The sequence below is a fragment of the Crenobacter intestini genome (assembly GCF_004919095.1).
GTDB classification, from domain to species: domain Bacteria; phylum Pseudomonadota; class Gammaproteobacteria; order Burkholderiales; family Chromobacteriaceae; genus Craterilacuibacter; species Craterilacuibacter intestini.
Map to the genome: position 1 here is coordinate 62237 of NZ_STGJ01000015.1, position 19065 is coordinate 81301.

A 19065-nucleotide genomic window follows, 5' to 3' on the forward strand; every position below is an offset into this window, starting at 1 on the left:
AAAGGGCACCCCGCGGGGTGCCCTCGCGCTTGAAGCCCAGGCTCAGGCGTGCAGGTCGAAGCGGTCGGCGTTCATCACCTTCACCCACGCCGAGACGAAGTCGCACACGAACTTTCCGGCGTTGTCGTCCTGCGCGTACAGCTCGGCGTAGGCGCGCAGCACCGAATTCGATCCGAACACCAAATCGACCCGGCTCGCCGTCCACTTGGGCGCGCCGCTGGCGCGGTCGCGCAGTTCGTAACCCCTGTCGCCCGCCACCTGCCAGCTATTGCCCATGTCGGTGAGGTTGACGAAGAAGTCGTTGCTGAGCACGCCTACGCGTCCGGTGAACACGCCGTCCTTGCAAGCACCGTGGTTGGCGCCCAGCACGCGCAGGCCGCCAACCAGCACCGTCATCTCGGGCGCGGTCAGCCCCATCAGCTGGCTGCGCTCGAGCAACAACTCTTCGGCGGGCACCGCGTAGTCGGCCTGCAGATAGTTCCTGAAGCCGTCGTGCACCGGTTCCAACACCGCGAACGACGCCGCGTCGGTCGTCTCTTCGCCCGCGTCGCCGCGCCCGGGCGAAAACGGCACCTCGACGTCAAACCCCGCCGCGTTCGCCGCCCGCTCGACGCCGACATTGCCCGCCAGCACGATGATGTCGGCGACGCTCGCGCCGACCTCCCGCGCGACCGGCTCGAGCACCGAAAGGACGCGGGCGAGCCGCTCGGGTTCGTTGCCCGGCCAGTCCTTCTGCGGGGCCAGGCGGATGCGCGCGCCGTTGGCGCCGCCGCGCCTGTCCGAGCCGCGAAAGGTGCGCGCGCTGTCCCACGCGGTGGCGACCAGCTCGGCCACCGACAGGCCGGAGGCGGCGATCTTCGCCTTGGCGGCGGCGACGTCGTAGCCCACCGGGCCTGCCGGCACCGGGTCCTGCCAGATCAGGTCTTCGGCGGGCACGTCCGGTCCGATGTAACGGCTTTTCGGCCCGAGGTCGCGGTGGGTCAGCTTGAACCACGCGCGGGCGAACACTGCGGAGAAGTAGTCCTGGTCGGCGGCGAAGCGCTCGGCAATCTTGCGGTACGCCGGGTCCATCTTCATCGCCATGTCGGCGTCGGTCATGATCGGGTTGCGGCGAATCGATGGGTCTTCGGCGTCAAGCGGCTTGTCCTCCTCGCGGATACCGATCGGCTCCCACTGCCAGGCGCCGGCCGGGCTCTTCTTCAGTTCCCACTCGTAACCCAAGAGCAGCTTGAAGTAGCCGTTGTCCCAGCGCGTCGGATGAGTCGTCCACGCGCCTTCCAGCCCGCTGGTTACCGCATCATGGCCTATGCCGCGGGTAGTCTTGTTGAGCCAGCCAAGACCGGCGTCTTCCAGCGGCGCGCCCTCGGGCGCCGGCCCGAGACGGGCGGCGTCGCCGTTGCCGTGGCACTTGCCGACGGTGTGGCCGCCGGCGGCCAACGCGACGGTTTCCTCGTCGTCCATCGCCATGCGCGCGAAGGTCACCCGCACGTCCTCTGCGGTACGCAAGGGGTCGGGCTGGCCGCCCACCCCTTCCGGGTTCACGTAGATCAACCCCATCTGCACCGCGGCGAGCGGGTTGGCGAGTGACGCGCGCTCGTCGCCCAGATAGCGCTCGGCGCCCAGCCAGTTTTTCTCCGGCCCCCAGTTGATGTCCTTTTCCGGGTGCCAGATGTCTTCACGCCCGAACGAGAAACCGTAGGTCTTCAGTCCCATCGTCTCGTAGGCCATGGTGCCGGCAAGCACGATCAGGTCGGCCCAGCTAAGCCGATTGCCGTATTTTTTCTTGATCGGCCACAACAGGCGGCGCGCCTTGTCGAGGTTGGCGTTGTCCGGCCACGAGTTCAGTGGCGCGAAGCGCTGGTTGCCGCGGCTGGCGCCGCCGCGCCCGTCGGCCGTGCGGTAGGTGCCGGCCGCGTGCCAGGCCATGCGGATCATCAGCCCGCCGTAGTGCCCCCAGTCGGCCGGCCACCACGCCTGGCTCTGCGTCATGAAGTCGGCGAGGTCTTGTTTCAGCGCGGCGAAGTCGAGCCCTGCGACTGCCTTGCGGTAGTCGAAGCCGCCCCCCATCGGGTTGGTCTTGCTGTCGTGCTGGTGCAGGATGTCGAGGTTCAGCGCGTGCGGCCACCAGGGCGCGCTGCTGCCCACTTCGGTGTTCGCGCCGTGCATCACCGGGCACTGGCCCGCCATTTGCTGCTTCGCTTGCATCGTCAAACCCTCCGCTACGGTGTGGGACCGGCCTGCCTGCGCATGACGCAGGGCAGGCCGGCAATCCTGAGAAGTGTAGGCAAGAAAAAAGCCGGAACACGCCGTGCGGCATGCTCCGGCCCGGGCGGCCAGGCGCGTCAGCTCTCCATTTCGCGCTCGATCTCGCGGATATGCGCCTGGTGGCGGCCGATACGCTCGCCCATCGGCGGCCCCTTGAAGGACTTCTTCACGCCGATTACGTGCCAGAACACGGCAAGCACGACCAGCAGCGCGACGATGATGTAGAGCACCTTCTCGTTCGGCGGCTGGATGCCGACAAAGGCCAGCGTCAACCCGCCGATGGTGGCGAGCACGGCGACCGGGCGCGACCAGCTGTAGAGGTTGAACGGCCCCTTGTGCTTCCAACTCCGCCCCTCGGCGAAGATGCCGACGGTGATCGGCATCACGTAGGAGATGTAGAGCAATACCGCGCACGCGGTCGACAGCACGATGAAGGCGTCGCCGTACAGCGTCGCCGCAATGGCGAGCAGCGCGCCGGTCCAGATCGCCGCCACCGGCGTGCGGTGCTGGTGGTGCACCTGTTTGAGCGCGTGCGAGAAAGGCAGGCCACCGTCGCGCGCAAACGCATAGATCATGCGCGAGGTCGAGGTGAGGCAGGCCAGACCGCAGATGTAGTTGACGACGAATACGCCGATGCCAAGCCCCACCTGCAAGGGCTTTGGCAACATCCCCAGCAGTGCGGCGAATACGCCGATGCCCTGCTTGACGCCCTCCTCGACACTCGGCATCGCCAACACGAACACCGACACCAGGATGTAGCCGAACAGCGCCGACCACAGCACCGCCAGCATGATGCCCTTGGGCACGTTGACCGCGGCGTGGCGGGTTTCCTCCGAGGTGTGCGCGGACGCGTCGTAGCCGGTCAGCGTGTACACAGTCAGCAACAGCCCCGACAGGAACACCATCAGCGGGCTGCTGTTTTGCGGCCACAGGCTGCCTTCGCTGCCGGTGAAGTTGGTGAAGGTGAAGAGGCGCGTGAAGTCGAGCGGGCCCGGTGCGTACAGCAGGAGCGACACCGTCAGCACCATCGACACGAAGAAGATCAGGTAGCCGGAGAGGTCGGTCAGCCAGGTCGTCACCCGGATGCCCTGATGGTTGAGCCAGGCCTGCGACAGGGTGACAAGCGCGATGAACAGCGTCTGCGCGCCCCAGCCCAGGCTCTCCGGCGCGATGCCCAGCATCGGCGCGATCAGCGTCTTGAAGAAGGGGTCGTACACGCCGAAGTTCACCGACGCGACGACGAAGATCAGCCCGAGCAGGTTGAACCAGGCGACCACCCAGCCGTAGCCGCGCCCGCCCAGAATCGAGCCCCAGTGGTAGAGGCCGCCGGCGGTCGGATAGGCCGAGGCGATCTGCGCCATCGACGCGGCGACCATCAGCACGAAGGCCGAGCCGACCAGCCAGCCGATGCCGACCGACGCGCCGCCGCCGGCCGACAGCGCGGCCGGGAACGCGGTGATGCCGCCGGCCAGGATGCAGATGATGGAAAACGAGATCGCGAAGTTGGAAAAGCCGGTCATCCGGCGCGACAACTCCTGCGCGTACCCCATGCTGTGCAACTGCTTCTCGTCTTCCGACAAGTGCGCGTGCACCCCGTCTCTTTGATCGCTCATAAACCCTCCCCAGAGTTGTTGTGTGCGCCGGAAAGCTGTCCGCGGCGCGCGGACTGAACCAGATGGTCGAACAGCGACTGTTGCGCGGCGTCTTGCGCCGCGGTGAGTTCCGGGTGCCACTGCACAGCGGTGACTTGCGGGTGGTCGTCAAGCTCGATCGCCTCGACAACGCCGTCGTCGGCCCACGCGACAGGCCGCACGCCCGAGCCGAGGCGCTCGACCGCCTGGTGGTGCCACGACATCGGGCTCACCCTCTCCCCCAGCAGGGTGGCCAGCCGTGAATCGCCGGCGATGCGCACCGGATGCGGCGTCGGCGAGCGCGGCGGCTGGCGGTGCGCGATGGCCTCGCCGACTGCGTCGGGCAAATGCAGGTGCAAGCTGCCGCCCAGCGCGACGTTGATGAGTTGCAGGCCGCGGCAGATCGCAAGCAGCGGGCGGCGCGCCGCAAGCGCCGCGCGCACCAGCGCAAGCTCGGTCTGGTCGCGCGCGGGCTCGACGCTATAGAGTTCGGCGTGGCGCTCGCTGCGGTGGTGCACAGGGTCGATGTCGCCACCGCCGATCAGCACCAGCGCGTCGACGCGGGCAAGCCAGGCACGCGCCCAGCGCCCGGCGTCCTCCCCTGCCGTATGCGGCAGCATCAGCGGCACGCCGCCTGCGCGCACCACGGCGTCCAGGTACTCGACCGGCACATGCGGGCCGTGCCCGTCGGCCGCCGGGTAGCTGGTGAGCCCCACCACCACCTCAGCCACCCGTCTCTCCACGGCACGCGGCAAGATACACCGCGCGGTAGTCGTCGACCGACCAGGGCCGCGGGTTGGTCGCGTCGCTCGGGTCGGCCTTGGCCATGCGCGCGACCTCGTCGGCGCGCTCTTCCGCTACACCGATCTCGGCGAGCGTGTCGGGGATCGCGCACGCGGCGCGCAGCCCCTCCACCCAGGCGAGCACCGCGGCGGCGTCCCCGCCCGGCAGCCCAAGCACCCGCGCGAGGTGGACAAGCTTGCCTTCGATCGCAGCTTGCTGGTGGCGGATCACGTAAGGCAGCAGCACGGCGTTGACGAGGCCGTGGTGTTTGTCAAAAACCGCGCCGACCGGGTGCGCGAGCGCGTGCACCGCGCCCAGCCCCTTCTGGAACGCCGTCGCGCCCATCAGCGAGGCGGCGAGCATCTGGGCGCGTGCCTCGATGTCCTGCCCGTCGCGCACCGCGCGCTCAAGAAAACCGTGCACCAGACGCATCCCCTCCAGTGCGATGCCGTCGGCCAGCGGATGGTAGCCAGCGGCGCAGTACGCCTCGAAGTTGTGCACCAGCGCGTCGATGCCGGTCGCCGCGGTGAGCGCGGGCGGCAGCCCGACCGTCAGTTCCGGGTCGGCGATCACCTGCCCGGGCAACATGAGCGGGTGGAACAGGATCACCTTGCGGTGCTCGGCCTCGTCGACGATCACCGACGCGCGGCCGACCTCGCTGCCGGTGCCTGCGGTGGTCGGCAGCGCGAGCACCGGGGAAGCCAGCGCGGCGTCCACCCGCGCCCAGTTGTCCCCTACGTCCTCGTACTGCCACAAGTCGTCCGCCTCGCCCGCACCCGCGGCGAACGGCAACTGGCGCGCCAAGAGCGCGACCGCCTTGCCCACGTCGAGCGCGCTGCCACCGCCGATCGCGACCACCCCGTCGCAGCCCGCCTCCAGATAACAGCGGATGCCGGCGACCACTTCGGCGCCGACAGGGTTGGGCTTGAGCGCGCTAAAGAGCGCGAAGGGCATGCCCGCCTGGCCAAGCACGGCCTTGAGCCGCGAAAGCGGCGGCAGTTGCGCGAGGCCCGGGTCGGTGACGATCAAGGGGCGCGTCACGCCCAGCGCGGCACAGGCGTCGGGCACCTCGGCGAGGCGTCCCGCGCCGAAGCGCACGCGGGTCGGGTAGTTCCAGTTGCCGTTCAGCGACATGTTCAGGCCCTCAGGTGGAAGGATTTGACGCGGGTCAGTTGCGCGTAGCCGAGCGTCGAGAGCGACACCCCGCGCCCGCTGTCCTTGACGCCGGTCCACGCAAGCGCCGGGTCGAGGTAGTCGCAACGGTTCATGAAGATGGTGCCCGCCTCGATGCGCGCGCCCAGATGCAGCGCGGCGTCCTCGTCGCGCGTCCACAGCGACGCGGTCAGCCCGTAGCGGCTGTCGTTGATCAGCGCGAGCGCCGCCTCGTCGTCCGGCACCGGCATGATGCCGACCACCGGCCCGAAGCTCTCCTCCTGCATCACGCGCATCGCTTGCCTGACGTCGACGAGCACCTGCGGCGCGAGGTAGGGCGTGCCCGCCGCGTCGCGCGGGAAGGCCGAGGGGCTGATCAGCGCCGAGGCGCCCTCGCGGCAGGCGTCGCTGATCTGGCCGCGCACGAAGTCGGCGGCGCTGGCGCGCACCATCGGCCCCAGCGTGGTTTCGGCGTCCAGCGGATGGCCAAGCCGGTAGCGCAGCGTCTCATCGACGAAGGCGTCGACGAAGTCGCGGTAGAGCGGCGCCGCCACATAGATGCGCTCGACACCGCAGCAGGACTGGCCGCTGTTGAAGAAGGCACCGTCGACCAGCGATTCGACCGCACGGCCAAGGTCGGCGTCTGCACGCACATAGGCGGCGTCCTTGCCGCCCAGCTCCAGCCCGACCGGGATGAAACGCCCGGCGGCGGCGCGCTCGATTGCGCGCCCGCCCTCGATCGAACCGGTGAACACCACCGCGTCGACCCCGTCGCTCGCGACTAAGCTGAGCGTCGCCTCGTGCGGCAGGAACAGGATCTGGAACACGCCGGCGGGCAGCCCGGCTGCCGAGAAGGCCTCGGCGAACAGCCGCGCTGCCTGCGGAGTCTGGCTCGAGTGTTTGAGCAGCACCGTGTTGCCGGCGACGAGCGCCGGCACGATCGAATTGATCGCGGTCAGGAAGGGGTAATTCCACGGCGCGAGCACCAGCACCGTGCCCAGCGCCTCGCGCCGCATGAAGTGGCGGATGCCGGGCACGGCTGCGGGGTGCACGTCCCCGAGCGCGGCCTCGGCGGCGGCGAGCATGTGGCGGCCGCGCTCGAGCACGCCGCCCACCTCGCCAGGCGAATAGCGGATAGGCCGGCCGATGGCGACGCTGATCGCTTGCGCGACGCGCGATTTTTGCCCTTCCAGGCAATCCAGCGCTCGCGCGACATGCGCGGCCCGCTCTGCGATGGAAAGCGCGCGCCAGTGGCGGCCGGCCTTGCGCGCGGCGCCCAGCGCGGCGGCGACCTCGGCGTCGCTCGAATACTCGCCGCTGAAGCAGACGCTGCCGTCCGCGGGGGAGATGACTTCAAAGGGCATGTCAGATGATCTCGAAGTAGCGTTTCAGTTCCCAGTCGGTCACGTAGCGCTGGAATTCGCGCTCCTCCCATTCACGCGTCGCGGCGAAGTGCTCGACGAAGTCGTCGCCGAAGGCGCGGCGGGCGACGCTGCTGTGACGCAGGCGCTGCGCGGCGTCCCACAGCGTCGAGGGCAGCTTGCGCTCGGGCGGCGCGTCCAACTGATAGCCGTTGGCGGTCACCGCCTCGTCCGGCTCGATTGCCTCGTCGACGCCGGCGAGGCCCGCCGCCAATGCGCCGGCCAGCGCAAGGTAGGGGTTGGCGTCGGCACCGGGCAGCCGGTACTCGACGCGCTGGCTCTTGTCCGAACCGGGGATCACCCGGATCGCGACGGTGCGGTTGTCGACGCCCCACAGCGACAGCGTCGGTGCCCAGTAGCCCGGCACCAGGCGACGGAAGCTGTTGATGGTCGGCGCGGCGGTCGCCGCGATATCGGCCATGTAGCGCTGCAAGCCGCCGACGAAATGGCGCTGCACGCGGCTGATGCCGTGTTCGGCGGCCTCGTCGTAGAAGGCGTTGCACCCGTCCTTGCCGCGCAGAGAGATGTGCAGGTGGCCGCCCTGCCCCGACTGCTGCTCGTTCCACTTGGCCATGAACGACACCATCCGCCCCTGTTTTTGCGCGAGCACCTTGCTGAAGGTCTTGAAGAGCGCGGCGTTGTCGGCGGCGCGCAGCGCAGGGGCCACCGACAGCGCGGCCTCGAGCTGGCCCGGCCCGGTCTCCTCGTGGAAGCCCTCGATCGGCATGTCCATGCGTTCGCACAAATCAAGCAGGGCGCGGTAGAAGTCGGTGTTCACCGAGTTCCTGAGCACCGAGTAGCCGAAGGCGCCGCGTCCGAGCGGGCGCGGGTCGCGGTAGGCGCGCGCAAACAGCGCCTCGTCCGGCTCGTCCACCGCGAGGAACTCGTATTCGAAGCCTGCGTGCACCTCGAAACCCAGCGCGTCGGCCCGCGCGAGCAGGCGGCGCAGCACGCCACGCGGGCACAGGCACTCGAGCCTGCCTGTCACCTCGCCCTGCACCAGCAACATGTCGCCTTCCAGCGGCAACTCGCGCACCGAGTCGGGCAACAGGCGGATTTCGGCGTCGCCGTAGCCGCGCCCCCAGCCGGTGAGCCGGGTGTTGTCGTACAGGCGGTCGCCGACGTCCCAGCCGAACACCACGTCGCAGAAGCCGAAGCCCTTGTCGAGCGCGGACAGGAACTTGTCGGTCGACATGTACTTGCCTGCCATCACCCCGTCGATGTCGTAGAGACCCACCTTGACCTGCTTGAGCCCTCTTTGCGTGACCAGCGCCGCAAGATCGGCCGCCGTCCTGATCGCCTGCGTCTGCATCGCCTACTCCTTCCTTCGCGCATAAATGCACATGGAATTGTTTTAGAAATTCATTTTTTGGAAATCAAGACTAATTTGTAACAAATGGAACATATGACGGAGAAAGGCTGCAATGGCCGTACTTGAACGCATGCGTGCGCAGTTCGACGCGCTGCCGCCGGCCGAGCGCAAGGTGGCACGGCGGCTGATGGTCGACACCCCGGTCGCCGGTCTGCAGACGATCGCGCAGCTGGCCGCCGAATGCGGGGTCAGCGGGCCGACCGTGCTGCGTCTGGTGTCCAGGCTCGGGTTCGAGCACTACGCTGCCTTCCAGGCAGCACTGAGGGGGGAACTGGAGGAGAGGCTGGCATCGACGCTGTCGCGCTCGAGGCTGGATGGAAGCGTTCCGGTCGACGAGGATTTCCTCGCCGGGTTTGCCGGACTAGCGCAAGAGGCGCTGACCGGTACGCTCGCGCAGGTGCCGCGCGGCGACTTCGAGGCGCTCGCCTATGCGCTCGCCGACCCCGCGCACAGGGTGGTACTCGCCGGCGGCAGGCTCACGCAGGCGCTGGCGGCCTATCTCGCCCAGCACCTGCGCGCGATGCGCCCGGGCGTCGACCTGCTCGCCGGTGCGGGGTCAGCCTGGGCGGATACCCTGGTCGACTTCCGCAAGGGGGACCTGATGCTGCTCTTCGACATCCGCCGCTACGACCCGGCGCTGGAAGCGCTCTCGCGCAAGGCGGCGCAGCACCGGCTCACCCTGTGCCTGATCACCGACCAGTGGCTGTCGCCGATCGCGCCGCTAGGACGGCTGGTGCTGGTCGGGCGCAGCAGCGCGGCTGCCGGCTGGGGCAGCAAGCTGCCGCTGTTCGTGCTGGTCGAGGCGCTGATCGCTCGTGTGCACCAGCTGCGCGGTGCGCACAGCACCGGCCGGCTCGCCCTGATCGACGAATGGGGTGGCGCGTGAAGCCCGGGCGTCAGCGCCCGGCGCCCTGCGATGGCAGCACCAGTACCGGCCCGCCGTCGAACGGGTCGACGTAGTCACTCTCTTGCCAGAGCGCCGCGCGCAGCCATTCTTGCGCGTCAAGGTGTGCGTCGCCGACCTCCCCCAGCGCGGCGCGGGCGGGCTCGGGCAGGAAACCGCTAAAGAGGGTGTGCTGCGGCAGCAATTCGGCGAGCAGCGCCCCGTCCGTGGCCATAAAGTCGCTGCCCTGCACGGCAAAATGCCGGCCCAGCGCCTGCCACAGCAGGGAATCGCCGCTGTCGTCCCGCACACCTGGCAAGGTGGCGAAGAGCCGCCGGCCGAAGCGGTCCGGTTCGGCTGACGCCAACGTCTGGCAGGCCGCAAGCAACTGTGCCGCGCCAGCAGAAGGCTCGACGCCACCCCCCACCCGCAGCGCATGCAACTGCCCCGCGCCGGTGAGATCATTGACGAGCGATAGCGTCGGCAACGCGCGCTCGATCCCGGCGAAGGGGACGCGCCGCACGCACAGCCCCCGCCTGAAGTGCGCGGCCACGGCCGGCGTACCCAACAGCGCGTAGCCGCACAGCGCCTGCCGAGCGTCTTCGAGCACCAGCACGGCGGTGCCGGTGCCGGCTGGGCCGCCAAGCCAGTCGCTCAGCTCATGCACTTCTACGCCGAGGCGGCCAAACCCCGCGCAGCGGCCGCCGTCAAGCTGGATCAGCGCGCCCCTGTCACCCCCCTGTGCAAGCCTCACCTGCATCATTGTCCCTCCCCGCACGGTAACGCACGCACCCAGGCGCCTTCGCCAAGCTGCAAGGCCGCCATGGCCGCAGGCCCGACCCGCAGCATGCCCGCCTCGAGCGAGGCGCGCGCGCGCACCGCCCTGAACGTCGCGGTACCGGTGTTGGCGAGCAGCCATTCGGTGCCGGCCTCGGGCGCTTCCGGCGCGCCGGAGGCGACCGGCCAGGTCCTGCTCGCGGCGGTCGAGCGCAGGGCGGACACCCGCCCGAGCAGCACCGGCCCGCCGTCGAACGCGTCGATATAGTCTTCCACCTCGAATCCGTCGCCGTAGAGGATGTCGTACCCCACCCTCGCCTCCTCGCCGACTTCGCCCATCACCAGTTGTGCGGACTCGGACAGCAAGGGCACGTAGATCGGCTGCTGCGGCATCTGCGAGGCGAGCGCGCGCCGGCCGTGTTCGCCGCAAATGCGCTCGGCCTCGGCGTAGTCGATGCCGAAGTACACCCGCCCGACCGAATCCCAGAAGGGCGAGACGTCGTCCGCTTCGGTCACCCCGAGCATGGTCGACACCACCGTGTCCGCGAAACGCTGCGGATGGCAGGCGACGAACATCAGGCGCGCGAGCGACAGAAGTTCGGTGCCCGCACGCCCTGCCCCCGGGCCGGCATAAAAGGCCGTCAGCAAGGACGCGTCGCTCAGGTCGTGGCAGAGCGTCAGCACATGCACGCGGTTGGCGAGCCCGAGGCTGGCCGAGCTGTGCGAGAGCGTGTCGTTGCGAAAACAGTAGAAAGGCTCGCCGAAGCCTGCCGACGCGTCGATGCCGGCCACGCCGGCCAGCTCGCCGCTGGTGCTGTCCTCCAGCACGAACAGGTAGCGCTCCTCGCCCCGGAAACGGATGTCGCCCGAGAGCGCCGACTCGCTCTGCCGGATGCGCTCGGCGAGGCGCGCGCGGCTGCCTTGCAGCGAGGTCACGCCGACCGGGCTTTGTGCGGCCAGCGCGTGCACCGCGGCGAGGTCTTGTTCGGTGACGGGTCTGAATACGAGCATGGGAAAGGTCCTGTCAGCCGCCGCGCGCCTGCCTGCGCTCGTCGCGCGGGGTCAGGCCGAAATGGTTGCGGTAGGCGCTGGAGAAATGCGGCCCCGACGAGAAGCCGCACGAGAGGCCAACCTGGATGATCGAGGTGCTGGTCTGGCGCAGCAACTGCCGCGAGCGCTCGAGGCGCAGCTCCAGATAGTATTGCGACGGCACCCGGTCCAGGTACTGCCGGAACAGGCGCTCGAGCTGGCGGCGCGAGATATGCACGAGGCGGGCGATCTCGTCGGTGGTCAGCGGCTCTTCGAGATTGTTTTGCATCAGCTCGACCGCGCCGACCAGTTTGGGGTCGGCGGTGCCGCTTTGCGTGCGCAAGGCCGCGCGCTGGCGCTCGTCGCCGCGCCGCACCCGCTCGAGCAGCCAGCACTCGGCAAGATGGCCGCCGGCAGCCGCGTGGCCGTCTGCCGCAAGCAGCGACAGCACGAAGTCGGCCAGCGCCGCACCGCCCGCGCTACTGCCGCCGTGCGGGCCGAGTTCGAACAGCGTCTCGCCCACCTTCACGGCCGGGTAGCGCTCGCGAAAGGCGTCCGCCTGTGCCCAGTGCACGGCGACGGCCGGCGCCGCCACGCCTGCGGCCGCGAACCAGAACACGCCGCCGTGCACGGCCATGAGCCGCGTACCCGCCTTGCCAAGCGCCGCGAGCGAAGCGATCAGCGGCGCGTCGGCGGGCGCAGGCGCCTCGTCTCCGCCCAGCACGAACAAGGTGGCCGGCGCGGACCCGGTACCAAGCGCCGCGTCGACGGAGAAGACGCGGCCTGCCGCCGAGCGCACCGGCGCGCCGTCGGCTGACACCCACTGCAGCGAGGGCCGCGTGGGGCCGGCGTGCGCACCGGCGAGGTCCGCCAATACACCGGCCTCACCGTCGAAAAAGCCCGGCAGCAGGAGGACGTGCCAGCGACCGCCAGGATGTGCGCTGTCCATCACGTTGCCCTTAGCGGGTACGCGACAGGAACTGCTGCAGGCGCTCGCTCTGCGGGTTGACGAGCACCTGGTGCGGGTCGCCCTCCTCCTCGACGCGTCCCTGGTGCAGGAACATCACGTGGTTGCCCACCTCGCGCGCGAAGGCCATCTCGTGGGTGACCACCACCATGGTCCGCCCCTCCTCGGCCAGCGCGCGCATCACGCGCAGCACTTCGCCGACAAGTTCGGGGTCGAGCGCCGAGGTCGGCTCGTCGAACAGCATCACCTCGGGCTCGACCGCCAGCGCGCGCGCGATCGCCACGCGCTGCTGCTGGCCGCCCGACATGTGCGCCGGATATTTGTCCTCGACACCGGACAGGCCGACCTTCTCGAGGTAGCGGCGCGCGCGTGCGACGGCTTCGTCGCGCGGCACGCCCAGCACGTGCACCGGCACCTCGATGATGTTCTGCAACACCGTCATGTGCGCCCACAGGTTGAAGTGCTGGAACACCATCGCCAGGCGCGCGCGCATCCGCTGCAGATGCTTCTCGCTCTTCGCGCCCAGCATGCCGTCGGGCTTGCGGATGAGTTCCAGCGGCTCGCCGGCCAGCGCGACGCTGCCCTCGTGCGGGCGCTCGAGCAGGTTGATGCAGCGCAGGAACGTACTCTTGCCCGAGCCGCTCGAGCCGATGATGCTGATCACGTCGCCTGCGTGCGCGGTCAGCGAAATGCCCTTGAGCACCTCGTGCTCGCCGAAACGCTTGTGGACGTCTTTCACCTCAAGCTTGACCGCGCGCGCGGCGACACCGGCGCCGGCGGCAGCCGTCTCACCCGTTTTCTGGTCGTGATACATCGTGTTCTCCATGAGGGTCTCAGGCACTGAGAAGATTGCCGCTGCGAAACGGCACACGGCCGGCGACCTTGCCCAGGTTGGCACCGGCGAGCGCGAAGCGGGTGGCGGCACGCGCGTACAGCACTCCGTCGACGGTGGCTGCAAGCGGCAACACTCGCCCGCTGACCGGGTCGACGATCTCGCACACGGTCTCGCCGGCAGCCACCCTGTCGCCCGGCGCCTTGCGGTAGACGACGACGCCGGCTTCAGGCGCGATCAAGGGCTCGGAGCCGGCCAGCGGCGTCGGTTCGCACAGGGCGGGAGGAAGCGGCGGCACCTCGCCTGCGACCACGCCCCTGAGCGTAAGGAAGGCAAGCAGCGCCGCCGCGTCCATTCCGGCCTGCTGGTGGTCGACGTCGGCCTCGCCGCGCAACTCGACCGTCGTCGCGAAGCACGCCAGAGGGATGTTGGCGTCGGGATAGCGGCGCGCAAGCTGCCACCACACGCCGCTCAAGGCCTCGTCGAACGACTGGCCGCCGCTGCCTTCGGCGACCAAGAGCGCGCGGACGCCCAACAGCCGGCAAAGCGGCAGCGCGTCTTCGACGTAAGGCGTCTCGGTGTAGAGGTGCACCACCGCCTCGAAGTCGGCGTGCAAATCGAGCACGATGTCGGCGTCGAAGGCGAGCGACACCAGCGTGTGCCTGAGCGAGGCGAGCTCGCCGACTGGCCGCTGCGCGGCCAGGTAGTCACGCATGGCCTGGCGGATGCGTGCGCGGTTGGCCGTGGCGTCCGTGCCCAGCGCGCCTTCAAGCGCGTCGCCAATTGCCTCGGCAAACTGCGGGTAGCCGCGGTTGAAGTTCTCGCCGGATGCCAGGTCGAAGCGCCCCTGCGCGTCGAACAGCAGCGACTGGTCGAGCCCGACCGGGTTGCACACCGGCACCAGCACCACTTCGCCTGGCAGGCGGCCGGCAGCTTCCAGTTCGGCGAGCATGGCCTTGAGGTGGTGGCACACCAGCATGCCGGGGATTTCGTCAGCGTGCAGGCCAGCCTGGATATAGACCTTCTGCCCGTCGCCGGCGGCGCCGAAGTGGAAGCTGGTCACGCTGCGGCGCGCGCCAAGCCCGGGTGCCGCCAATGGATGGATGCGTGTTTGCATGGTTGTTCTCAATGGGTACGCGGGGCGAGGTAGGCGAGGTAGCGACGCTCGAAGCGGCGGAAAAGCCTGACGATCAGCCAGGTCAGCGCAAGGTAGAACAGCGCGGCCGCGATGAAGGGCTCGAACGGCATGTAATACGTCGAGTACAGGCGGTCGGCGGCGCCGGTGATGTCGAGCAGCGTCACCGTGCTGGCAAGGCTGGTTGCGTGCAGCATCATCACCACCTCGTTGCTGTACGCGGGCAGGCTGCGCCGAAGCGCAGAGGGCAGCAGCACGCGCCGGTACAGGGTGAAGCGGCTCATGCCCATGCTGCGTGCGGCCTCGATCTCGCCGTGGCTGGTCGCGCGCAAGGCGCCAGCCAGCATCTCGGTGGTGTAGGCGCAGGTATTGATGGCGAGCGAGAGCATCGCGCAGAACCATGCGTCAGACAGCAACGACCACGCTGCGCTCTCGCGCACCGCCTCAAACTGCGACAGGCCATAATAGATCAGATAGAGCTGCAGCAGCATGGGCGTGCCGCGAATCACGTAAGTGAAACCCCACACCGGCAGGCTGGCAAGCTTGCTGTTCGAAACACGCAGCACGGCCAGCGGCACCGAAGCGGCGAGGCCGCAGGCGAGCGCGATGACCAGCAGCTTGATCGTGGTCAGCAGGCCCTCGCCGTACAGCTTCAGGTTGTCCGGTTCGAGGACGACGGCAAAGTCGAGCATCACATTTCCCCCATGCGCACGCCGGCCGAGGTGCGGCGCTCGAGCGCGCGCAACAAGAGCAGCGAAACCGTGGTGATCATCAGGTAGACCGCGCCGACGACAAGCAGGTAGGTGAACGGCTCGCGGGTCGCCGCGCCGGCCTCGCGGGCGCGGTACATCATGTCCTGCAGGCCGATCACCGACACCAGCGCGGTCGCCTTGGTGAGCACCAGCCAGTTGTTGGTGTAGCCGGGAATTGCCAGACGGATCATCTGCGGCAGCACGACGCGCAGGAATACGCGCGGACGGCTCATGCCGTACGCCCAGCCGGCTTCCCACTGGCCGCGCGGCACGGCGAGCAAGGCGCCGCGGAAGGTCTCGCTCAGATAGGCTCCGTAGATGAAACCGAGCGTCAGCACGCCGGCGATGAACTGGTCGAAGTCGACGGCGGGTAGCCCGAGCGACTCGAGCAGGCTGTTGGCGGCGACCTGGCCACCATAGAACACCAGCAGCATCAACACGAGGTCGGGCACGCCGCGCACCAGCGTCGAGTACGCTTCGGCGCTGCGGTTAAGCAAGGGGTGGCTCGCCAGGCGGCAAGCGGCGCCGACCAGACCCAGCACGGTGGCGACCGCCAGCGAAGAGAGCGCAATCTTCAGCGTGGTCGACGCACCGGCGACGATATACGCGGTATAACCTTCCAGCATCGGCAGGCTCCATGAAAGCGGGCCCCGCAGGGCCCGGCGGGCGGGCGCGTCAACCTCACGCGCCCTAGTCGTCAGCTGGACGGCTTATTCGCCGTAGGCGTCGAAGGCGAAGTACTTGTCGTTGACCTTCTTGTAGGTGCCGTTCTTGCGCAGATCGACGATCGCCTTGTTGAAGTTGTTGCGCAGCGCGTCGTCACCCTTGCGCACCGCGATGCCAGCGCCGTAACCGAAGATGGACTCGTCCTTCAGCACCGGGCCGACAAAGGCGTAGCCCTTGCCTTCCGGCTTTTTCAGGAAGCCGGTGGAGCCCTCGACACTGTCGGCGACGGTCGCGTCCAGTCGGCCGGCCGCCATGTCGAGATAAGCCTGCTGGGTGCTGTTGTACGGGACGACGGTCGCGCCTGCCGGCTGATAGTACTTCAGCGCGTATTTTTCCTGGGTCGACGCCTTGAGCACGCCGACCTTCTTGCCCTTCAGGCTGTCCGGCGTACCGGAGACGCTGCCTGCCTTGGCGATCAGGCGGGAGGGGGTGTGGTAGTACTTATTGGTGAAGTCGACGGCCTTCTTGCGCTCGTCGGTGATCGACATCGACGATACGATCGCGTCGTACTTCTTGGCGTTCAGCGCCGGGATAATCCCCTTCCACTCCTGCTCGACGAACTCACACTTGGCTTTCATCTGCGCGCACAGGGCGTTGGCCATGTCGATATCGAAGCCGACCAGTTTGCCGTCGGCCGATTTGTACGCGAACGGCTCGTAAGTGGCGTCGACGCCGATGCGGATGGGGTCAGCCGCGTGAGCCAGACCGGAAGCCACAAGTGCGGCGAGCAAAGCGATTTTTTTCATCCAGAGATTCTCCCAGTTGGGGCCGCACCGCACGCCTCTCATTCAGTCGGGGGCTGGTCGGCCGAAGACGGACCCGATGTCCGTGCCGGAGCATTAAATCACTTTGCAGATGCCAAACAGATACACCAATGCGACATATTGTTACGCCTTGATGAAAGCCGCCGCTTATATATCCCACCCGGGCGCCGGCAGGGTCGCGAACGCCTCGCGCAGGCCGCGGCTCCACCCTTCGCGCAGGCGCATGAAGTAAGGGTCGTTCTCGCCCAGGCGCACCGGGGAAGGCGCATTCGCGTCGCCCGGGCGCAGCCATACCAGGTCGACCGGCGCGCCGACCGACAGGTTGGAGCGCATCGTCGAGTCGATCGAGATCAGCGCGCACTGGATCGCCTGCGCAAGTGGCGTGTGGTAGTCCAGCACGCGGTCGAGGATGGGCTTGCCGTACTTGGATTCGCCGATCTGGAAGTAAGGCGTGTCTTCGCTTGCCTCGATGAAGTTGCCCTGCGGGTAGACGTGGAAGAGTCGGACCGGCTCGCCGTCGACCTGCCCGCCCAGCAGGAAGTGGCTGGAGAAGTCGACGCCGGCAGCCGCGTCGGCGTCGCGCGCGAGCACCTCGCGCAACGTCGCGCCGACCAGCGCGGCCGCGTCGTACAGCGAATCGACCGTCGAGAGCCCGGTGCCGTCGTGCAGCCGCATGCGCCGCTCAAGCAGGCTGGCGACGCTCTGGCTGGTCGCAAGGTTACCCGACGAGAGCAGCACCAGGCGCAGCCCCGGCGCGCTGAACACCCGCATCTTGCGGAAGGTGGCGACGTGGTCGACGCCGGCATTGGTCCGGGTGTCGGAGGCGAACACCAGCCCTTCGGCCAGGCGGATCGCGACGCAATAAGTCATGTTGGGTCCCTGTCATTCTTCGGATGCGCGCACGTCGGCGTGCGCGCGGTGCGTTTCGTCGCCGCCGCCCAGACGCACGCCGCGCACCGGGCACGCGTCCAGGTAGTCGAGGCCGACCGCCAGGCGCAGGTGGTGCTCGTCCGGCGCGCGCGCGTTGCTCACGTCAAAGCCGTGCCACGCCTCGTCCAGCCAGACCTCGGCCCACGCGTGGCTGGCCGCGTGCGTCTCGTCTTCGTTCAAGAGGTAGCCGCTGACGTAGCGGGCCGGCAGCGCGAGCGTGCGGCAGGCAGCGACGAATACCTGCGTGTGGTCCTGGCACACGCCGGCGCCAAGCGCCAGCGCGTCGGCCGCCGTGGTGCCGGCCGTCGTCGCCCCCGGCCGGTACGGCATCGCCTCGAGCACGCGCAGCGCAAGCGACGCGCAGCCCGCCGACGTGGGCGCCGTGCCCGATGCCAGGCCAGCGATTGCCGCGCTCGCCGCGGTCAGCGCGCTTTGGCGCAGGTAGACCCGTACGTCGAGCGGCCCCGGCGCGGGGTCGGGGCCGGCGGCGCGCGTCTCGACCTCGCCCTCGGCGAGCAGGCGGATCTCGTGGTGCGGCCCCTCCAGCGTGACAAGGTGGGTGCGGTTGCCAAAACCGTCCACGCCCTCGCTGGCGGCCCCGGGCAGGGTCAGCCGCCACGCGAGCACCCGCTGCGCGGCGCTGTCGGCGGGGGTCAACCGCAACAGCTGCGTGCTGCGCGCGGGCGCGCCGTCGTAGCGGTAGCAGGTCTCGTGGCGGATGCGCAGCCGCATCAGGCCGCCTCCAGGTAAGCCTCGTGCACCAGCGCGCCCAGCCGCGTGATGTCGCCGAGCATGCGCGTGAGGTAGTCGTGCAGGCCGGCCTCGAACACCTCGTCGACGCTGGTATACGCCTGTGCCGCGCGCAGCTCGGCCGCCAGCCTCTTCGCCGCACGGCCGTTGTCGCCCTCCAGCCTGGCGAGCCACTTGTAGATCTCGTCGAAGCACGCGCGCAGGCTGCGCGGCATGTCCGGGCGCAACAGCAAGAGTTCGGCGACCCGGCGGCCGGACGGCGCGTCGCGGTACAGCGCGTGGTAGGCCTCGAACGCGCCGACCGCGCGCAACAGCGCGCTCCACGCGTAGTAGTCGGCCGCGTCGGCGTCGTCCAGCAGGTGGCGCTTGACCTCGAGCAGGCGCGCGGTGTTGTCGGCGCGCTCGATGAAGGTGCCCAGCCGGATGAAGGAGAACGCGTCGGTGCGCTGGCAGGTGCCGTGCGTCGCGCCGCGAAAGAGGTGCGAGCGCTCCTTCACCCAGTCGAAGAAGGCCTGGTCGCCCGCGCCGCCCTGCGCGAGCTCGCGCGCCTCCAGCCAGGTCGCGTTGATCGACATCCACATCTCGGCGGTGATCTTGCCGCGCACCGCGTGCGCGTTGTCGCGCGCGTGGCGGATGCAGCTGAGGATGGACGAGGGGTTGCCCGCGTCGAAGCTCATGAAGGCGAGCACCCGCGAGGCGTCAGGCTCGCCGTGCCGCGCAAGGTAGGCGTCCAGCGTGCCGGTGAGCACCAGCGGCGCCGAGACGTCCGCGCCGCCGCGCGAAGCCGGCAACAGCGACACCGCCAGGCTCACGTCGAGCAGGCGGGCCAGGTTTTCGGCGCGTTCCATCTGGCGCGCCATCCAGAACAGGTGGTCTGCGGTTCTTGACAGCATTGC

The 19065-nt window shown here is 68.9% G+C and carries 18 protein-coding genes; 1 reads left to right on the forward strand and 17 read right to left on the reverse strand.

Going from position 1 to position 19065, the window contains the following annotated elements; all coding sequences use genetic code 11:
- Positions 1-42: 42 nt before the first annotated feature.
- The 6 genes from katG to E5K04_RS12985 all read right to left on the reverse strand — a co-directional run bounded on the left by katG (position 43) and on the right by E5K04_RS12985 (position 8564).
- Positions 43-2205: a catalase/peroxidase HPI gene (gene katG, locus E5K04_RS12960; protein ID WP_136554788.1), complete on the reverse strand. Its 2163-nt coding sequence runs from the start codon at positions 2203-2205 to the stop codon at positions 43-45.
- A gap of 137 nt (positions 2206-2342) precedes the next feature.
- Complete coding sequence (locus E5K04_RS12965) at positions 2343-3878, reverse strand: amino acid permease (protein WP_136554790.1); 1536 nt, start codon at positions 3876-3878, stop codon at positions 2343-2345.
- Positions 3875-4627: a gamma-glutamyl-gamma-aminobutyrate hydrolase family protein gene (locus tag E5K04_RS12970; protein ID WP_168929224.1), complete on the reverse strand. Its 753-nt coding sequence runs from the start codon at positions 4625-4627 to the stop codon at positions 3875-3877. The genes E5K04_RS12965 and E5K04_RS12970 overlap by 4 nt, the downstream gene beginning before the upstream one ends.
- Positions 4620-5813 (reverse strand): iron-containing alcohol dehydrogenase, encoded by a 1194-nt coding sequence (locus tag E5K04_RS12975; protein WP_136554795.1) that lies wholly within the window; start codon positions 5811-5813, stop codon positions 4620-4622. Before E5K04_RS12975 ends, E5K04_RS12970 begins: the two co-directional genes overlap by 8 nt.
- A gap of 2 nt (positions 5814-5815) precedes the next feature.
- Positions 5816-7195: an aldehyde dehydrogenase family protein gene (locus tag E5K04_RS12980; RefSeq protein WP_136554797.1), complete on the reverse strand. Its 1380-nt coding sequence runs from the start codon at positions 7193-7195 to the stop codon at positions 5816-5818.
- Between the two features lies 1 nt (position 7196).
- Entirely contained in the window at positions 7197-8564 is a 1368-nt protein-coding gene (locus E5K04_RS12985) for a glutamine synthetase family protein (RefSeq protein WP_136554799.1), read from the reverse strand.
- 112 nt (positions 8565-8676) lie between these two features.
- On the opposite strand from E5K04_RS12985, the gene E5K04_RS12990 reads away from it, so the two are divergent.
- Positions 8677-9510 (forward strand): MurR/RpiR family transcriptional regulator, encoded by an 834-nt coding sequence (locus tag E5K04_RS12990; protein WP_136554801.1) that lies wholly within the window; start codon positions 8677-8679, stop codon positions 9508-9510.
- Positions 9511-9520: 10 nt separating this feature from the next.
- Here the strand turns inward: E5K04_RS12990 and E5K04_RS12995 are convergent, their stop codons facing one another.
- From E5K04_RS12995 to E5K04_RS13045, 11 genes are all read right to left on the reverse strand, one after another.
- Positions 9521-10270 (reverse strand): arginine N-succinyltransferase, encoded by a 750-nt coding sequence (locus E5K04_RS12995; RefSeq protein WP_136554803.1) that lies wholly within the window; start codon positions 10268-10270, stop codon positions 9521-9523.
- Complete coding sequence (locus E5K04_RS13000) at positions 10267-11295, reverse strand: arginine N-succinyltransferase (protein ID WP_136554805.1); 1029 nt, start codon at positions 11293-11295, stop codon at positions 10267-10269. Before E5K04_RS13000 ends, E5K04_RS12995 begins: the two co-directional genes overlap by 4 nt.
- Before the next feature lie 13 nt (positions 11296-11308).
- On the reverse strand, positions 11309-12262 hold the full coding sequence (locus E5K04_RS13005; RefSeq protein ID WP_205700370.1) for a GlxA family transcriptional regulator: 954 nt from the start codon (positions 12260-12262) through the stop codon (positions 11309-11311).
- Positions 12263-12272: 10 nt separating this feature from the next.
- Complete coding sequence (locus E5K04_RS13010; protein ID WP_136554807.1) at positions 12273-13094, reverse strand: ABC transporter ATP-binding protein; 822 nt, start codon at positions 13092-13094, stop codon at positions 12273-12275.
- 19 nt (positions 13095-13113) lie between these two features.
- Positions 13114-14229 (reverse strand): succinylglutamate desuccinylase/aspartoacylase family protein, encoded by a 1116-nt coding sequence (locus tag E5K04_RS13015; RefSeq protein ID WP_136554809.1) that lies wholly within the window; start codon positions 14227-14229, stop codon positions 13114-13116.
- 8 nt (positions 14230-14237) lie between these two features.
- On the reverse strand, positions 14238-14939 hold the full coding sequence (locus E5K04_RS13020; RefSeq protein WP_205700371.1) for an ABC transporter permease: 702 nt from the start codon (positions 14937-14939) through the stop codon (positions 14238-14240).
- Positions 14939-15625 carry an ABC transporter permease gene (locus tag E5K04_RS13025; RefSeq protein ID WP_136554813.1) on the reverse strand — a complete coding sequence of 229 codons (687 nt, stop codon included), beginning with the start codon at positions 15623-15625 and terminating at the stop codon, positions 14939-14941. Before E5K04_RS13025 ends, E5K04_RS13020 begins: the two co-directional genes overlap by 1 nt.
- Positions 15626-15709: 84 nt before the next feature.
- Positions 15710-16471 (reverse strand): ABC transporter substrate-binding protein, encoded by a 762-nt coding sequence (locus E5K04_RS13030; RefSeq protein ID WP_136554815.1) that lies wholly within the window; start codon positions 16469-16471, stop codon positions 15710-15712.
- A gap of 165 nt (positions 16472-16636) precedes the next feature.
- Positions 16637-17359: a peptidase gene (locus tag E5K04_RS13035; RefSeq protein ID WP_136554817.1), complete on the reverse strand. Its 723-nt coding sequence runs from the start codon at positions 17357-17359 to the stop codon at positions 16637-16639.
- A 12-nt stretch (positions 17360-17371) separates the two neighbouring features.
- Entirely contained in the window at positions 17372-18151 is a 780-nt protein-coding gene (locus tag E5K04_RS13040; RefSeq protein ID WP_136554819.1) for a transglutaminase family protein, read from the reverse strand.
- A complete protein-coding gene (locus E5K04_RS13045) occupies positions 18151-19062 on the reverse strand; it encodes an alpha-E domain-containing protein (protein ID WP_136554821.1) in 912 nt (303 codons plus the stop codon). The genes E5K04_RS13040 and E5K04_RS13045 overlap by 1 nt, the downstream gene beginning before the upstream one ends.
- Between the last annotated feature and the right edge of the window lie 3 nt (positions 19063-19065).

Excerpts from the sequence above, each read along its gene's own strand:
- E5K04_RS13030 (WP_136554815.1), bottom strand. The coding sequence starts at position 16,471 with ATGAAAAAAATCGCTTTGCTCGCCGCACTTGTGGCTTCCGGTCTGGCT.
- E5K04_RS12965 (WP_136554790.1), bottom strand. The coding sequence starts at position 3,878 with ATGAGCGATCAAAGAGACGGGGTGCACGCGCACTTGTCGGAAGACGAG.
- E5K04_RS13015 (WP_136554809.1), bottom strand. The coding sequence starts at position 14,229 with ATGCAAACACGCATCCATCCATTGGCGGCACCCGGGCTTGGCGCGCGC.
- E5K04_RS13025 (WP_136554813.1), bottom strand. The coding sequence starts at position 15,625 with ATGCTGGAAGGTTATACCGCGTATATCGTCGCCGGTGCGTCGACCACG.
- E5K04_RS13045 (WP_136554821.1), bottom strand. The coding sequence starts at position 19,062 with ATGCTGTCAAGAACCGCAGACCACCTGTTCTGGATGGCGCGCCAGATG.
- E5K04_RS12975 (WP_136554795.1), bottom strand. The coding sequence starts at position 5,813 with ATGTCGCTGAACGGCAACTGGAACTACCCGACCCGCGTGCGCTTCGGC.
- E5K04_RS13020 (WP_205700371.1), bottom strand. The coding sequence starts at position 14,939 with ATGCTCGACTTTGCCGTCGTCCTCGAACCGGACAACCTGAAGCTGTAC.
- E5K04_RS13035 (WP_136554817.1), bottom strand. The coding sequence starts at position 17,359 with ATGACTTATTGCGTCGCGATCCGCCTGGCCGAAGGGCTGGTGTTCGCC.
- E5K04_RS12995 (WP_136554803.1), bottom strand. The coding sequence starts at position 10,270 with ATGATGCAGGTGAGGCTTGCACAGGGGGGTGACAGGGGCGCGCTGATC.
- E5K04_RS13040 (WP_136554819.1), bottom strand. The coding sequence starts at position 18,151 with ATGCGGCTGCGCATCCGCCACGAGACCTGCTACCGCTACGACGGCGCG.
- E5K04_RS13000 (WP_136554805.1), bottom strand. The coding sequence starts at position 11,295 with ATGCTCGTATTCAGACCCGTCACCGAACAAGACCTCGCCGCGGTGCAC.
- E5K04_RS13010 (WP_136554807.1), bottom strand. The coding sequence starts at position 13,094 with ATGTATCACGACCAGAAAACGGGTGAGACGGCTGCCGCCGGCGCCGGT.
- katG (WP_136554788.1), bottom strand. The coding sequence starts at position 2,205 with ATGCAAGCGAAGCAGCAAATGGCGGGCCAGTGCCCGGTGATGCACGGC.
- E5K04_RS13005 (WP_205700370.1), bottom strand. The coding sequence starts at position 12,262 with ATGGACAGCGCACATCCTGGCGGTCGCTGGCACGTCCTCCTGCTGCCG.
- E5K04_RS12990 (WP_136554801.1), top strand. The coding sequence starts at position 8,677 with ATGGCCGTACTTGAACGCATGCGTGCGCAGTTCGACGCGCTGCCGCCG.
- E5K04_RS12980 (WP_136554797.1), bottom strand. The coding sequence starts at position 7,195 with ATGCCCTTTGAAGTCATCTCCCCCGCGGACGGCAGCGTCTGCTTCAGC.
- E5K04_RS12985 (WP_136554799.1), bottom strand. The coding sequence starts at position 8,564 with ATGCAGACGCAGGCGATCAGGACGGCGGCCGATCTTGCGGCGCTGGTC.